Raw genomic sequence first — 15288 nt, 5'->3', positions numbered from 1 at the left:
CCCACCTGGTTCAGAGATTCAGGAGACAAGACATGCAGATTTCCCTTGACCGACGCAGCCTGGTGCTCGCCACAGCCGCTTTTGTGACTGCCGCAGGCATCGGCGCATCAGCCTGGGCACAGTCCGGCGACTATCCCGCGCGACCGGTCACGCTGATCGTGCCGTTCCCGGCCGGCGGCCCCACAGACCGCCATATGCGTACGCTGGCCGACATCGCAGGCAAGCACCTGGGCCAGCCCATCATCGTCGAGAACAAGCCTGGCGCGGGCGGCACGCTGGGCCCCGGCACCATGGCGCGCACCGCCAAGCCAGATGGCTACACCATCACCCAGTTCCCCATGTCCATGCTGCGCATGGCGCATATGCAAAAGACCGCCTGGAACCCGGTCACGGACTTCAGCTACATCATCGGCGTCTCGGGCTATACCTTCGGTTTCACGGTGCGCTCGGATTCACCCTACAAAAGCTTCAACGAGTACATCGCCGCCGCGCGCAAGACTCCCGGCAAGATCGAATACGGTTCCACGGGCATAGGTTCCTCGCCGCATCTGCTGATGGAGGAGCTGGCCGAGAACGCCAAGGTCACTCTCAATCATGTGCCTTTCAAGGGCAATGCCGACCTGCAGCAGGCCCTGCTGGGCGGTCATGTGGCCGCGCAAAGCGATGCCTCGGGCTGGGACACCTATGTGAATGGCGGCCAGATGCGTCTGCTCATGACCTTCGGTGAAAAGCGCACCCAGCGCTGGCCCGACGTGCCCACGGCCAAGGAGCTGGGCTATGGCGTGGTCTCCACCTCGCCCTACGGCTTGGCGGGGCCCAAGGGCATGGACCCGGCCGTGGTGCGCAAGCTGCACGACGTCTTCAAGAAGGCCATGGACGATCCGCGCCATGTCGAGGTGCTCAGGCAGCTCAACCAGGACGCCTGGTACCGCTCGGGTGTCGACTACGCGCAATGGGTGCGCGAGGCCTACGCCAAGGACAAGGTCCTGATCGACCGCCTGGGCCTGGCTGCCAAATAGGCCTGTCCTCCAATGCGCCCGCAGGGCCGTGGGGCCCGCAGGTGCAGTCCGCTTGAGATTCGTGAATTCCTGAAACGGAGTCCCTCATGACTGTTTCCTTGCCTTCGCCCGATGCACCCTTCACCACGCTGGCTGCGCTGATCCGCAGCCATGCGCGCCAGCAGCCCGGCCATGCCGCGCTGCGCGACGACCAGCAGACGCTGAGCTACGCCCAGCTCGACGCCCTCATGGACCGCGTGGCCGCAGCCTTGCAGCGCGAAGGTGTGCAGCCCGGCCAGGCCATCGCCATCTGCGCGCTGAATTCCGTGCGCTATGCCGCGCTATTCCTTGGAGCCCTGCGCGCGGGCGTGGTGGTCGCGCCGCTGGCGCCATCCTCCACGGCCGAGAGCCTGGCTTCCATGTTGCGCGATGCCCAGGCGCGCCACCTGTTCCTGGACCAGGCGGTTGGGAGCCTGGTGCCCGCAGACACCGGACTGCAATGCATTTCGCTTGACGGCGTGGCGCCGGGCCGTGCCTTCGAGGACTGGCTGGCGCCCGAAGGCGCGCAGCCCGCTGCCGTGAGCCTTGCGCCCGAGGCACCGTTCAACATCATCTATTCCTCGGGCACCACGGGGACACCCAAGGGCATCGTGCAGTCGCACGGCATGCGCTGGACCCATATCAACCGGGGCGGCGTCTACGGCTACGGCCCCGAGGGCACGACGCTGGTGGCCACGCCGCTGTACTCCAACACCACGCTGGTGGTGTTCTTCCCCACGCTGGGCAGCGGTGGCTGCGTGGTGCTCATGCCCAAGTTCGACGCGGGGCGCTATTTGCAACTGGCCCAGCAGCACCTCGTCACCCACACCATGCTGGTGCCCGTGCAGTACCAGCGCATCATGGCGCTGCCGCAGTTCGGCGAGCATGACCTGTCGAGCTTTCAGGCCAAGTTCTGCACCAGCGCACCGTTTCGCGCCGAGCTCAAGGCCGATGTGGTGGCGCGCTGGCCCGGCAGCCTGACCGAGTTCTATGGCATGACCGAAGGCGGGGGCACCTGCATCCTCGAAGCCCATCTGTACCCGGACAAGCTGCATACCGTGGGCAAGCCCGCCGAAGGCCATGACATCCGCCTCATCGACGAGGAGGGCTGCGAGGTCGCTCCCGGCGCGGACGGCGAGGTCGTGGGCCATTCGGCCAGCATGATGAGCGGCTACCACGGCCAGCCCGCCAAGACGCGCGAGGCCGAATGGTTCGATGCCACGGGCAAGCGCTTCATCCGTACGGGCGATGTGGGCCGCTTTGATGCCGACGGCTTTCTGACCCTGTTCGACCGCCGCAAGGACATGATCATCAGCGGCGGCTTCAACATCTATCCCAGTGACCTGGAGGCCCAGTTGCGCGCGCATCCGGCCGTGGACGACGTGGCCGTGGTCGGCGTGCCCTCCGAGCAATGGGGAGAGACGCCCGTGGCTTATGTGGTGTCGCGCACGGGCCAGCCGGCCCGGCCCGAGGAGATCATGGGCTGGTACAACCAGCAAGCCGGCAAGACCCAGCGTCTGGCCGACCTGCGCTTCATCGCCGAGCTGCCGCGCAGTGCCATCGGCAAGGTTCTCAAGCGCGAGCTGCGCGACCAGTACGCTGCGGAGCGCTGAGCCTGTCTTCCATTTCACGATGCCCATCACGAGACATATCCCATGAGCCATGACACCACGATGTCCGAAGTCCGCCGCCAGGTGACGCCCGAGGAATGGCAGACTCGCGTCGAACTGGCTGCCGCCTACCGGCTGGTCGCCCACTTCGGCTGGGACGACCTGATCTTCACCCACATCTCGGCACGCGTGCCGGGACAGCCCGGCCAGTTCCTGATCAATCCGTACGGCATGCTGTTCGACGAGATCACCGCGTCCAGCCTGGTCAAGGTCGATCACGAGGGCCAGCCGTTGATGGAAACCGAGTACGACGTCAACCCCGCCGGTTTTGTCATCCACAGCGCCATCCACGACGGCCGGCCCGAGGTGCAGTGTGTGCTGCACACGCACACTCGCTACGGCGTGGCCGTGTCGGCGCAAAAGGATGGACTGCTGCCCATCTCGCAGCAGTCCATCTTCCCGCTGGTGCGTCTGGCCTATCACGACTACGAGGGCGTGGCTCTGCGCGATGACGAGAAGCCGCGTCTGGTGGACGATCTGGGTGCGAGCAACTTCCTCATCCTGCGAAACCACGGGCTGCTCACCTGCGGCCGCAGCGTGGCCGAGGCCGTGCTGGCCATGTACACGCTGGAGTCGGCCTGCCGCATCCAGATCCTCGCGCAGTCGGGCGGCAGCGAGCTGACGCGCATCCCGCAGACCATCATTGCCGACGCGGTCAACCAGTCGCGCCAGGTCACCAAGGGCAAGGGCGCGGGCCTGGCCTGGCCGGGCCTGCTGCGCCGTCTGGATCGCATCGATCCGTCTTACAAGGACTGAAGGAAACCATGGGAATTCTAGTCAACATCCACCCCAGCATGGGAGCGCCCATCGTCGATGCGCTGCGTGCGCTGGCTCCCGGTCTGCACGTCTGGGCCCACCGCGACGAGGCGCCTGCCACCGAAGTCGAAGCCATGCTCGCCTGGAGCCTCAAGCCCGGCGTGCTGCCGGCCTATCCGCAACTCAAGCTGCTGTGCGCACCCAGTGCCGGTGTGGACAAGCTGCTGGCCGTGCCCGATCTGCCGGCTGGCCTGCCCGTGGCGCGCACCGTCGATCCGCAGCAGCATGTGGAGATCGCCCAGTATGTGGTCGGCACCGCGCTGCGCCATACGCGCGAGCTGGATCTGTTCGCGCGCCAGCAGCAGGCCGGTGACTGGCTGCGCCGCCCCGTGCGCGCCAGCGCCGACTGCCGCGTGGGCATTCTGGGTCTGGGCGAGGTCGGTCGCTTCGTGGCTGCTGCCATGCAGGCCGTGGGCTATCCTGTCGCGGGCTGGAGCCGCAGCGCCAAGAACATTGCCGGCCTGACCACCCACAGCGGTGCCGAGGGTCTGCAGCAACTGCTGTCGGGCAGCGACATTCTGGTCTGCGCCTTGCCGCTTACGCACGAGACGCGCGATCTGCTGAACCGCCGCACGCTCTCCCTGCTGCCGCGCGGAGCCTATTTCATCAATGTGGGGCGCGGCGAGCAAGTGGTCGAGGATGAGCTGCTGGCTCTGCTCGACGAAGGCCATCTGGCCGGCGCCGCGCTGGACGTGCTGCGCGAGGAGCCCCCCCAGCCCGGCAACAAGGTGTGGAGGCACCCCAAGGCCTTTGTCACTCCGCATATCGCGGCTCAGGCTTCAGCCGACACCGTGGCCCGCCAGTGCCTGGAGAATCTGCGCCGCCTGCGTGCGGGCGAGCCCTTGCTCAACCTGGTGGACGTGGCCCGCGGATACTGAGACGTATTTCCCTTTCCCTGTCGCGCTGCCGCGCGGCGCTTTATCCTTGCAAGAACCAAGAGACATTCATGCCTTCGACATCTCGCCGCAGCTTTCTTCAATCGAGCGCCGCAGCCGGCGCCGCCATGCTGGCTCCCTCGGTCTGGGCCCAGAGCCCCTGGCCCTCCAAGCCCATACGCATCGTCGTCCCCTACACGGCGGGCGGCTTCACCGATCAGATGGCACGTCTGCTGCAAGTGGGTTTGCAGAAAGCGCTGGGCCAGCCCATCGTCATCGAAAACAAGCCTGGTGCGAACAGTCTCATCGGTGTGGATCAGGTGGCAAAGTCTGCACCTGATGGCTACACGTTCGGCGTGGTGATTGCCGCTTATGCGGCCAACACCACGCTGTATCCCAAGCTGCCCTACAACCCCGGCAAGGATCTGGTCGGCGTGTCTCTGATGGGGATCTCGCCTCTGGTTGCAGCAGTATCCAACAATGCTCCGTTCAAGACCACGCGGGAGCTGATTGCCTATGCCAAGGCACATCCTGGCAAGGTCAGCTTTGGCTCCTCGGGAAGCGGCTCCAGCGCGCATCTGACAACCGAGTTGATGAAGCTGCTGACCAAGACGGATATGACCCATGTGCCCTACAAGGGGGCCGCACCGGCACTGACCGACCTCATGGGTGGTCAGATCCCGCTGTTCCTCGATCCTCCGCCCAATCTGATCCAGCCTGCCAAGGCCGGTCGCATTCGTCTGATTGGCGTGGCCAGCGAAAAGCGACTGGCGGTTTTGCCCGATGTACCGACATTTGCCGAGCAAGGCATCCCCGACCTGATGGGCAGCACCTGGGCAGCAATGATTGCACCGGCAGGAGTGCCCAAGGAGATCGTGCAGCGCATGTCCGCCGAAGTCGCTCGCATCATTCGCAGTCCTGAGATTTCGCAGCGCATGCAGCAGACCATGGGTACGTTTGCAGAAGGTTCGACACCGGAGGAGTGCGATCGCTTCATTGCCGCTGAAACTGCCAAATGGGGGAAAGTGATCCGTGAGGCCAAGGTGACGCTGGACTAGGCTTGCTGGCCTGGTTTGTCCCCGGCAGGGAGCGACACAGGCCTCAAGAGAAATGGCGCGGCTTGCGGGTGAGGTGAATGCAGGGGGATCTCCTCATTGGCCTACGGTGCGAAGTAGAGATGGCTGCATCGTGGCAACCCCTGCCGAACAAGCCCGCGACAGTCAGATGAGATCTACGCCAGCTTGCGGTGCCGTCAAGGCCGCACAATCTCGCTGGCGGCGACGCGCCACCGCCTCCTCGGAGCTCTCAATGCATGCCTTTTTCGATAGGCCGCGGGCGTCATTCCCACATACCGGGCGAACACCCGCCGGAACGCCGAGGCATCCTCATATCCGCAGGCCAGCGCCACGGAGGGCACGCTCTCCAGCGTGATCTCCAGCAGCACCCGAGCCCGTGCGCAGCGCAGGCGGTGCAGGTGATCGAGCGGGCTGTGCCCCAACTCCTGCTGGAAGTGGCGCAGCAGGGTGCGCGGGCTGGCCGATACCGCGTCCGCCAGCGACCGCAGGTCATAGGGCTGCTCCACGCGCGTCTCCAGCCAGGCTATGGCATGGGTTAGCACGCTGGTCCGCGTGGCGGGAATGCGGCGATCCTGCATGGCGGCGCGCGTGGCGCGTTCGCGCTGGGGGTCGGGCTGCACAACGGCGGCCAGCGCCTCGGCCAGGTCGTCGCCGAAGGCATGGCGCGTGAGCGCCAGAGCCAGGGGTACCAGGGCTTCGGCGTGGGAGGCGCTGAGCCAGGGCCTGTCGTCCACAAAGGGTTGGCCCTCCGCAAGTTCTATGCCGGCAAAGTCCAGTCCGAATCCGCCCATGAAATACCAGGGAAGGGCCACACGGCGGCCCTCGCAGCGCCCGCTGGCGGCCGCGAACCAGGCGCCGCTGCCCAGCGTACACACGGTCAGGCCCTGGTCGAAGGCTGTGGCGATGCGCTGCGTGAAGTCCGGATGCGCGGCGACGATGTCGCGGATGGATGGAATGTCCGGGCAGTGCAGCGCGCTTGCGAAGACGGCATGTACCGGACCTTCGGCCAGTGCGCCTTCGGCCGTGTGCGGCATGGCCGGCAGGGGCTGGCCTCGGCCATCGACCCAGCGCCAGCCAAAGCGCGGTGCGCGCCGGCCCAGGCGCAGGCCGGCAACGAGGTTGGCGCTGCGCAGCATCTCCACGAGATGCGCGGCGTGGCCTGTGGCGCTGTGCTCCAGGCAGGGCAGCTCGATGACGAAGGTCCGGGGCATGGCGTTTCTGACTCCTCGAATGGCGATTTTGCCGTGTCTGTCACAGGCGCTTCACTTTTAGCATGACTGCTTGTGCCATTTTTCAGGGTCACGAAGATGCTTCACAAACAGTCCGAGACAAAGCTTTCCACACCACTCCGCACAGGCCTGCGCCGCATTGCGCTGGCCGGCTTGCTGGCCTGCGGCCTGCCGCTGGCAGCCAGCGCGCAGGGGCTGGATGCCCAGGCTCTGGCGGCGCTGGATGCCGCCATTGAGCCGCTGGCGCCCAAGATGGTGGAGTGGCGTCGCGACATTCACCAGCATCCCGAACTGTCGGGCCAGGAGGAACGCACGGCGAAACTGGTGGCCGATCACCTGCGCCGCCTGGGCATGGAGGTGCAGACCGGCGTGGGCGGCACGGGCGTGGTGGGGGTGCTGCGCGGCGGCCGGCCGGGCAAGACAGTGGCCCTGCGCGCCGATATGGATGCACTGCCCGTGGCCGAGAAGACGGGCCTGCCCTTTGCCTCCAAGGCCAAGTCACAGTACATGGGCAAGCAGGTCTCGGTCATGCATGCCTGCGGGCACGATGCCCACGTGGCCATGCTCATGGGCGCAGCCGAGGCGCTGGCAGGCATGCGCACCAGGCTGCCGGGCACGGTGAAGTTCATCTTCCAGCCGGCCGAGGAAGGCGCTCCGGTGGAGGCCGATGCCCATGGCCATGTACCCAGTTTCGGTGCCAAGGCCATGGTGGAGGCCGGCGTGCTCAAGGATGTGCAGGCCATCTACGGCCTGCACATCACGGCCAATCTTCCCTCGGGCATGGTGGGCTACCGCAGCGGGCCGCTGATGGCGGGCTCGGACAACCTGAACATTCAGGTTGAGGGCCGGGGCGGCCATGGCTCGTCGCCGTGGAGTGCGGTCGATCCCATCGTCGCGGCCAGCCAGGTGGTGCTGGGCCTGCAGACAGTGGTCAGCCGCCAGCTCAACATCAGCCTGGAGCCGGCCGTGCTGACCATTGGTTCCATCCAGGGCGGCACGCGCTACAACATCATTCCCGACAATGTCGAGATGCAGGGCACGCTGCGCACCTTTGACGAAGACATGCGTCAGGAAGCGCACAAGCGAATCACGGCCACGGCCGAGCAGATCGCGGCCTCCAGCGGCGCCAAGGCCAAGGTGCGCTTCGGCCCCGTGGCCTATCCGGTCACCACCAATCCGGCTGCACTGACCGAGGCTTCGCTGCCCGCGCTCAAGCTGGCCCTGGGCGGCAAGGCCATGGTGATTCCCAAGGTCAGCGGTTCCGAGGACTTCTCGGAGTTCCAGAAAGTGGTGCCGGGATTCTTCTACTTCCTGGGTGCGCCGCCGGCAGGACAGGACTTCACCAAGGCAGCGCCCAACCACTCGCCGCTGTTCGACATCGACGAGAAGCAACTGCCCACCGGTGCACGTTCGCTGGCCGCGCTGGCCGTGGACTATCTGCAGCGCAACCCATAGTCGTTGTTCACCATGAGCGGCCGAGCTCGCTTCCCTTAGGTCGCTTGCCTTTGTTCGGCGCCCCCTCTCTCGCTGTGAGGGGCGGGGGCTGCACCTTTGCTACTGCACGGCCGACCTGGGGCCTTTGTGGTTGTGTCCGATGTATCAATGTTTGCCGAGCAAGGCATCCCCGACCTGATGGGCTGCACCAGTGCCACCGTCGCCGCTGAAACTGCCCTGTGGGGCGATCATTCTTGAGGCCAAGGTCATGCTTGATTGATCGATGCACTTGCTACGGCAAGGGCTCTGCATGGGCGAGCCATTGCCAATGTGCTGAGGAGGGAACAAAGCCACTTCGGTAGCCTAGTTCATTGGAAGAGCATCGTGCATCGAGCCCGATTCAAGAGTGCATGGAGGTCTGCAGGAAGATACGGCAAAGAGGGGCGAGCTGCTCCGCCGCATGGCCCGCAAGCTCGGGCCTCAGGCACATGACTCAGAAAACGTGGGTGGCCAGAAACAAGTCAATTCGGTGCGGCGAAAGGCATTGGCAAGTGTTGAATGCTTCCGATCAAAGCATTGATTCGCTGACCGTGATTTTGTTTGGCAATGGGTGTTCTTTGAAACCCGGGGAAAACCGGGCTATAATCGCTATCTCTTTAGGGGAGTCGCCAAGCTGGTTAAGGCACTGGATTTTGATTCCAGCATGCGAAGGTTCGAATCCTTCTTCCCCTGCCAAGATATATAGAAGCCCCGTCTGTTTATGCAGCCGGGGCTTTTTCTTTGTCTTCAAGGCTGCGCCTGGGTCCCAGGAGAAAACCTGCACACAGGATTTTCTGCGGCCATTGACCGATGTCTATGCAATGAGTGCGCCATAAAGCCCGAAGTGGCTCAAGGTCCGGCATGGAAATTCCAGGTTTCCCAGGGACGCTTTCACTCTGACCCGGCGGGAGCGCAGATGTACCGCCAAACCGCCCGCGGCTTTGCTGGAGTGGGCCCGATGCCTTTGTGTGAATGGTGTCAACCCAGGCGATGAGCAGCGATCAGCAGCACTTGGCACGGCGCAGTGCCAAGTGCTGCGCTATCTATTTACAAAACAGTGGCAATTTTTTTACCTGGGCTTTACAATTCGCGCGGAAATGAAATTGAGATTGATTCTCGTTCTGTTTCCTTGCTGCCAGCCCGTATACGGTCTTTCCGTTCCAGCCACAGCGTCATTGGTACTTCGGCATTCCCCTGCCTGAAGAGAACCCTCAGGTTTGTTTTTGTACGCTCATGCTGGAACACTCGTTTTGCCCCGTAGCCGGGGCTTTGCCATTTCGTCTTCACACCACGGCTGTAGCCGTCAGTGTGCTCTGCCTGCTGCCTGGTGTCAGCCATGCACAAGAGGACGCAGCCTCGACACTTGCGGAAGTGACGGTGCAGGAAAAGGCCATTCCCAATGTATATGGGGAGTCAAGCGACTCCTATGTGGCCGCTGGAGTGGAGGTCGGCAAGGCGGCGCAGTCTTTGCGCGAGGTTCCGCAGTCGGTGACGGTGGTGACGCGCCAGCGCATGGACGATCAGGCCATGCGCACGCTCGATGATGTGATGAAGTACACCACCGGGATCACGCGCGAAGAGACCTGGCTGGACACCACCTATCTGTCCCGCGGCATGAACATCACCAACTTCCGGTTCGATGGCGGTGCTGCCAGCTCCTCTCGTTCAGGCAGCCGCAGTCTGGACATGGCGCAGTTCGACAGCGTCAGCGTTCTGCGCGGGGCCGACGGCCTGTTCGGCGCGGGCGAGGCGGGCGGAGTTCTGAACTTCACCTACAAGCGGCCCCAGGCCAAGCGTCAGACGCAGGTTCTGCTTTCGGGCGGAACCATGAGCAACTATCGCGCTGAGCTCGACACCACGGGGGCGCTGAACGAAAGCGGAACCCTGCGTGGCCGTTTCGTGGCCGTGAACCATGACCGCAAGGAAATGGCAGCCCCATCCAAGCTCAAGCGGCAGATGCTGTATGGGGCGCTGGAGATGGACCTGACGTCCAGCACAGTTGCCACATTGGGTGCCAGCTATCAGAAAGATAGAAATACAGGCTTCAATGCCAGCCTGCCGCGCTATGCGGACGGCAGCGATATCGGCTTTGCGCGCAATACCAACTTTGGCGCCCCCTGGAACTGGATCAATCGCGAAAACACCACGGTCTTTGCCAAGCTCGAGCAGCAGCTGGGCAACGACTGGCTGCTCAAGACCCAGCTCAGACACACCCGCTTCAATGAGGGCGTGAATGGCGCGGAGATCGAAAGTTCGCCGGATCCCATCACGTTGCAGGGGGCAGACTGGTGGATTCATCAAGCCAAGTCACGCGAGCGTGAGACCAGCTTCGACATCAATTTGCAGGGCAGCTTTGATGCCTTGGGTCAGCGCCATGATGTGATCCTGGGTCTGGATCAGCACCGCAACAGCAATACCAACCGAAGCCTGTGGCCCAGAGTGGGGCCGGCCGACGTCTTCAACCGGATTCCACCGCAGGATCCGGGCTATCCGCTGGGTGACTGGACCAGCGGCTCGCAGGGCAAGACGCAAAAAAGCGGCATCTATGGCTCGCTGCGCTTGCGTCCCGTGGAGCGTTGGTCAGTGGTGCTTGGCGGACGCTATGTGTTGCAGGATCGCAATACCCAGCACGACATGAACGGAGCTCTCACAGCCAGCAGCCGGGAGTCGAATGTCTTTGTACCCTATATGGGGCTGATGCATGAGCTGACCAAGTCCACCAATCTGTATTTCAGCACCGCCGAGATCTATCAGTCTCAGGCCGGAAAATTCTCTGCACCGCTGCCAGGGACGCCTCTGGATCCTGTGCGTGGCCGTACCTACGAGCTGGGCGTCAAAAGCGAGCTGACTCCCCATCTGATCGCCAGTGCGGCATTGTTTCGTACCGATAAAAAAGGCGAAGCCGTTTACGACCCCGCTTACCCCCAGACCGATTGGCGCGGCGGTTGCTGCTATTTCCGCGACGGCTTCAAGCTGAGCCAGGGCATCGATCTGGAGATGACGGGACGAATCACCCCCAATCTCCAACTGGCGGTGGGCTATACCTACAACAGCAACGAAGACAGACGCAAGGACAGCGCGCAGTTCAGCACGGTCACGCCGCGCCATCTGTTCAAGGCCTGGGCGGACTATCGCTTGAGCGGCGACTTGCGCGGCTGGAGCGTGGGCGGCGGTGTGGTGGCTCAGAGCTCGAACTACCGGGCTTCGGGCATCAGCGCTTACAACCCGGCAACGGGCCGTTATGACGGAGCCTGGACACCTTACAACTTCACTTCCCCGGGCTATGCGGTCTGGTCGGCACGTGCTGCCTATGCGTTCAACAAGGACTGGAGCGTAGCCGTGAATGTCGGCAACCTGTTCGACAAGACCTACTACAGCACGGTTGGTTATGCGGGCTACGGCAACTTCTACGGCGAAAAGCGTACCGTTACCGTGTCTCTCAAGGGCCGTTTCTGACGGGGTGTAGAAATGTCGCAATCTGATGGGCTGCGCTCTGACTGGGGACTGGGATCGCGTCTGGCTGCTGCAGTGCTGGGAGGCTATGCCGTCTCCAGTGCCTGGGTGGTTTTATGTGGTGCGATGAGTCAAGCCCGACTCGAGACCATGGTGGGTGGCATGCAGTCCAGTTGGCTGTGGTACGTGGCTGTGGTGATCGGTGCCTTCAGCCCGGCATCGCCGCGTCGGATCTGGGGCGTGCTGCTCATTCTGATTCTCGCCATGCTTGCAGCCACTGCGGCCTTGATCTTGCTGAAAGGACGCTGATGCAGCCGGCAAAGAAGGAATCGGGCGCGGGCAAAGGCAGCTTCCGTCAGGCTCAGGCATGGCTGCATACCTGGTGCGGCCTGTGGTTCTCCTGGCTGCTGTATGCCGTTTTTCTGACGGGTACCCTGGCCGTCTTCGAGGAGCCAATCACCCACTGGATGACCCCGGAGCATCATGCGCATGAGCAGGCCGAGGCCCAGCAGGCAGGCTCTGAGCGGGAGACGGCGTCTTCTATGAGCCAGCGTCTGCAGTGGGGCATAGCATATATGCAGAGGCAGCACCCTGGGGCGGACATGTGGGAGCTGTGGCCTGCGGACGCCAAAGGAGGCGGGGACTTGCGCGTCTACTGGTTCGATGGCGACGGCCAGTATGCGGCGGCCCAACTGGATCCTGCGTCCGGAAATGCCGTGGATGCTTCCGAAGTTCCCAGGGTGCGCCAGACATTGGGCGGTCATCATTTTGTGGATTTCCACTATCAGCTGCACGCGGGTCAGCTCGGTCTCTGGATCGTGGGCATCGCTGCGCTTGCCATGCTGGTGGCGCTGGTCAGCGGAGTGATTACCCATAGACGAATCTTCAAGGACTTCTTCACCTTCCGTGCCCGCAAAGGGCAGAGAAGCTGGCTGGACATGCACAACGCCGTGGCGGTGCTGACTTTGCCTTTCCAGTTCATGATCGCCTATACAGGCATCGCCATATCTTGCTCGACCTTCATGCCTGCCGGTATTGCAGCCTACTTTGGTACCGGTGCCGAAGCCGTCAAGTCTTTCCAGGTGGCGCTGAATGAACCGGGCAAGCCGCAGCGTTCGGGCCAGGCCATGTCCGTACCGGATCTGGAGTCCTTCGTGCTGCGCGGGCAGGCCTTGATCGGGCAACCGGTGCGCGCGGTGGTGATTGATTACCCGGGCGATGCGGCTGCACGCATCGGCATCTATGGATGGAATGACGCCGACGATCTGAGCAAGCGTCTCAGCCCCAGCAGCGGCATGGCCATGTTCTCGGCCGCCACTGGAGAGTTGCAGCAGTTGCGCTTGCCTGGAGGTGTGGATGGCGGTGCGGCATCACTCACGCAATCGGTGATCGGCGGGCTGCATATGGCGACTTATGGCGGGCTGCCGCTGAAGTGGATGTACTTCATTTGCGGGCTGGCCGGAAGCGCCATGATGGCCACTGGAGCGATTCTCTTCATGGTCAAACGGCGGGGCAAGCATCAGGGGGAGTTTGGCTCCAGCACATCCACGGTCTACCGAATGATTGAAGCCGCGAATGTGGCGGCCATCGTGGGACTGGGCATCGCCTGTGTGGGATTTTTGTGGGCCAATCGTTTGCTGCCTGTCGAGATTTCGCAACGCTCCAGATGGGAGTTGGTGGTGTTTTTTGCGCTGTGGATTCTGGCTCTCATACATGCGCTGCTGAGGTCGCCTCCACTGGCATGGCGTGATCAGATGGCAGCACTGGCTGTGCTTTGTCTCCTGTTGCCTTTGCTGAATCTCGTGACGACTGGAGATCAACTTGCTGCATACCTTCTCGATGGTGACTGGGAGGGCGCGGGGGTAGAACTTTTTGCCGTTGCTGTCGGAGTGGCGGCGGCTGGTGCCTGGGCCTGGATGCGCAAGACATCGGGCTTGAAGCCTGCGCGAAAGCAAATGGCTCGTGAATTGTCGAAAGGCCTGCCTGTGGCTGCGGACGCAAGTGCAGCGAAGCAAGGGAGCCTGTCATGACCTTGTGGCAGTCATCCTTGCAGGCCTTTGCTCTTTCGATGGGGGGCATGACGGCTCTCGCTTTTGCCATGGACCGCCATTACGCGCAATTGACATCTCTGGACGAGGTGCCGACCGCGCATCGTATGGCGCTGCGTGTGCTGGGAGCATTGCTTTTGCTGGCCGTCTGCCTGCCTGCCATGCGTGGGTGGAGTACATCGGTTGGCAGCGTGCTCGTGCTGGGCTTCTGGGGTCTGGGGGCTCTCGCGACGGTCGCGGGGCTTTCCTGGTCGGCTCGACACTTGGCTATGGCAGCCGCCGTGACGGCGCTGCTGGGGGGCGTCAGCTGCCTTTGGTGACGGAACCCTTGAAGCGCGCAAGGCTTCTGATCTTCAATCGCTCCAATTCATGCCGTGGCCATGGGTTTCAGCAGCGACTGCGAATTGTTTTCTGGAAAGTGCAACGTTCATGACGGTGGGACAAATCAAACGCTGGGGCAGCCTCGGGCTGCTGCTGGTCTGTGCCGGAGGTATTGCCTTGTGGTGGGGGAGTCGACCCAGGGTCGAGTACCAAAGTGTTGCGGTGCAGCGCGGCGATGTGGAGTCCACCGTCACTGCCATCGGTACTTTGCAGCCCAGAACCTATGTGGATGTGGGGGCTCAGGTTTCAGGGCAGATCACCCGTTTGCTGGTCAGTCCTGGGGCCAGGGTCGAGAAAGGTGCATTGCTGGTGGAGATCGATCCCAGCGTGCAGCGCGCCACAGTGGATGCAGGAAGAGCATCGCTGGCGAGCTTGCGGGCCCAGATCGCGGAGCAGCAGGCACAGCTGAAACTGGCTGGCCAGCAACTGAAACGACAGCAGCAACTGGCCGCCGAAGAGGCCACAAGGCAGGAGGATGTGCAGATTGCCGAGGCCCAGGTTGCCGGGGCTGCGGCGCGCATCGACCATCTCAAGGCTCAGATGCAGCAAACACAGGCCAGCCTCAAGGCTGACGAAGCACGTCTGGGATATACCCGCATCTATGCGCCGATGTCCGGCACGGTGGTATCCGTCGATGCGCGTGAAGGCCAGACTCTGAATGCCACCTATCAGACGCCGAATATTTTGCGCATTGCCGATCTCACGGCCATGACGGTCTGGACCGATGTGTCGGAAGCCGACGTGCGGCGTGTGAGAGCGGACATGCCCGTTTATTTCACGACTCTGGGCAGTGCAGGTCAGGAACAGGCGCGGCGCTGGAACAGCCGAGTGCGGCAGGTGCTGCCTGCGCCGCCGGCCAGCGTTGCCCCCGCCGCGGGCAATGCGGCGACACCTGCGGCCACCAAGGCCGTGACCTATACGGCATTGTTCGACGTGAATAACAAGGATGCGGAACTGCTGCCGCAGATGACGGCCCAGGTGGTCTTTGTGACCGGTAGCGCCGAGCAGGCCTTGACGGTTCCATTGACAGCTCTTCAGTCTGGGAAAGATCAGCAATCACAGAGCGTTCGGGTACTGACAGCCAAGCGGAAGCCCGAGCAGCGAAACGTGAAGCTCGGAGTACGAAGTCGCCATCAGGTGCAGGTGCTCGATGGTGTGGCCGAAGGCGAGCGGGTCATCGTCGGCGAAACCCTGATTCCCGGCGGCCTGCGGTGGCTGCAATGGTGAGTG

Annotated in this window: 12 protein-coding genes and 1 tRNA gene; 12 read left to right on the top strand and 1 reads right to left on the bottom strand. The window is 63.1% G+C overall.

What is annotated here, in order from left to right; translation table 11 throughout:
* Window positions 1–32 precede the first annotated feature (32 nt).
* From MPZ60_RS19580 to MPZ60_RS19560, 5 genes are all read left to right on the top strand, one after another.
* On the top strand, window positions 33–1019 hold the full coding sequence (locus MPZ60_RS19580; RefSeq protein ID WP_034359621.1) for a tripartite tricarboxylate transporter substrate binding protein: 987 nt from the start codon (window positions 33–35) through the stop codon (window positions 1017–1019).
* 86 nt (window positions 1020–1105) lie between these two features.
* Entirely contained in the window at window positions 1106–2650 is a 1545-nt protein-coding gene (locus tag MPZ60_RS19575) for a class I adenylate-forming enzyme family protein (protein ID WP_034359620.1), read from the top strand.
* 42 nt (window positions 2651–2692) lie between these two features.
* Window positions 2693–3463 carry a class II aldolase/adducin family protein gene (locus tag MPZ60_RS19570; protein ID WP_034359617.1) on the top strand — a complete coding sequence of 257 codons (771 nt, stop codon included), beginning with the start codon at window positions 2693–2695 and terminating at the stop codon, window positions 3461–3463.
* A gap of 8 nt (window positions 3464–3471) precedes the next feature.
* Entirely contained in the window at window positions 3472–4401 is a 930-nt protein-coding gene (locus MPZ60_RS19565; protein WP_034359616.1) for a glyoxylate/hydroxypyruvate reductase A, read from the top strand.
* Between the two features lie 68 nt (window positions 4402–4469).
* Entirely contained in the window at window positions 4470–5456 is a 987-nt protein-coding gene (locus MPZ60_RS19560; protein ID WP_034359614.1) for a tripartite tricarboxylate transporter substrate binding protein, read from the top strand.
* Between the two features lie 194 nt (window positions 5457–5650).
* Here the strand turns inward: MPZ60_RS19560 and MPZ60_RS19555 are convergent, their stop codons facing one another.
* Window positions 5651–6685, bottom strand: a complete 1035-nt coding sequence (locus tag MPZ60_RS19555) for a GlxA family transcriptional regulator (RefSeq protein ID WP_034359612.1) — start codon at window positions 6683–6685, stop codon at window positions 5651–5653.
* A 96-nt stretch (window positions 6686–6781) separates the two neighbouring features.
* On the opposite strand from MPZ60_RS19555, the gene MPZ60_RS19550 reads away from it, so the two are divergent.
* From MPZ60_RS19550 to MPZ60_RS19520, 7 genes are all read left to right on the top strand, one after another.
* Window positions 6782–8158 (top strand): amidohydrolase, encoded by a 1377-nt coding sequence (locus MPZ60_RS19550; RefSeq protein WP_034359610.1) that lies wholly within the window; start codon window positions 6782–6784, stop codon window positions 8156–8158.
* A 637-nt stretch (window positions 8159–8795) separates the two neighbouring features.
* Window positions 8796–8872: transfer RNA gene (locus MPZ60_RS19545), tRNA-Gln, on the top strand.
* A gap of 573 nt (window positions 8873–9445) precedes the next feature.
* Window positions 9446–11632 carry a TonB-dependent siderophore receptor gene (locus MPZ60_RS19540; protein WP_242607103.1) on the top strand — a complete coding sequence of 729 codons (2187 nt, stop codon included), beginning with the start codon at window positions 9446–9448 and terminating at the stop codon, window positions 11630–11632.
* 12 nt (window positions 11633–11644) lie between these two features.
* Window positions 11645–11938, top strand: coding sequence for a hypothetical protein (locus tag MPZ60_RS19535; RefSeq protein WP_034359605.1), 294 nt, complete (start codon window positions 11645–11647; stop codon window positions 11936–11938).
* Window positions 11938–13659 carry a PepSY domain-containing protein gene (locus MPZ60_RS19530; RefSeq protein WP_034359602.1) on the top strand — a complete coding sequence of 574 codons (1722 nt, stop codon included), beginning with the start codon at window positions 11938–11940 and terminating at the stop codon, window positions 13657–13659. Before MPZ60_RS19535 ends, MPZ60_RS19530 begins: the two co-directional genes overlap by 1 nt.
* Window positions 13656–13997 (top strand): DUF3325 domain-containing protein, encoded by a 342-nt coding sequence (locus MPZ60_RS19525; protein WP_034359600.1) that lies wholly within the window; start codon window positions 13656–13658, stop codon window positions 13995–13997. The genes MPZ60_RS19530 and MPZ60_RS19525 overlap by 4 nt, the downstream gene beginning before the upstream one ends.
* Window positions 13998–14106: 109 nt before the next feature.
* On the top strand, window positions 14107–15285 hold the full coding sequence (locus tag MPZ60_RS19520; protein WP_034359597.1) for an efflux RND transporter periplasmic adaptor subunit: 1179 nt from the start codon (window positions 14107–14109) through the stop codon (window positions 15283–15285).
* Window positions 15286–15288 lie beyond the last annotated feature (3 nt).

The sequence above is a fragment of the Comamonas sp. 7D-2 genome (genome assembly GCF_022749555.1).
GTDB lineage: Bacteria > Pseudomonadota > Gammaproteobacteria > Burkholderiales > Burkholderiaceae_C > Comamonas > Comamonas thiooxydans.
Note: the sequence above shows the minus strand (reverse complement) of the source record. Positions and strands in the feature narration are given on the sequence as shown.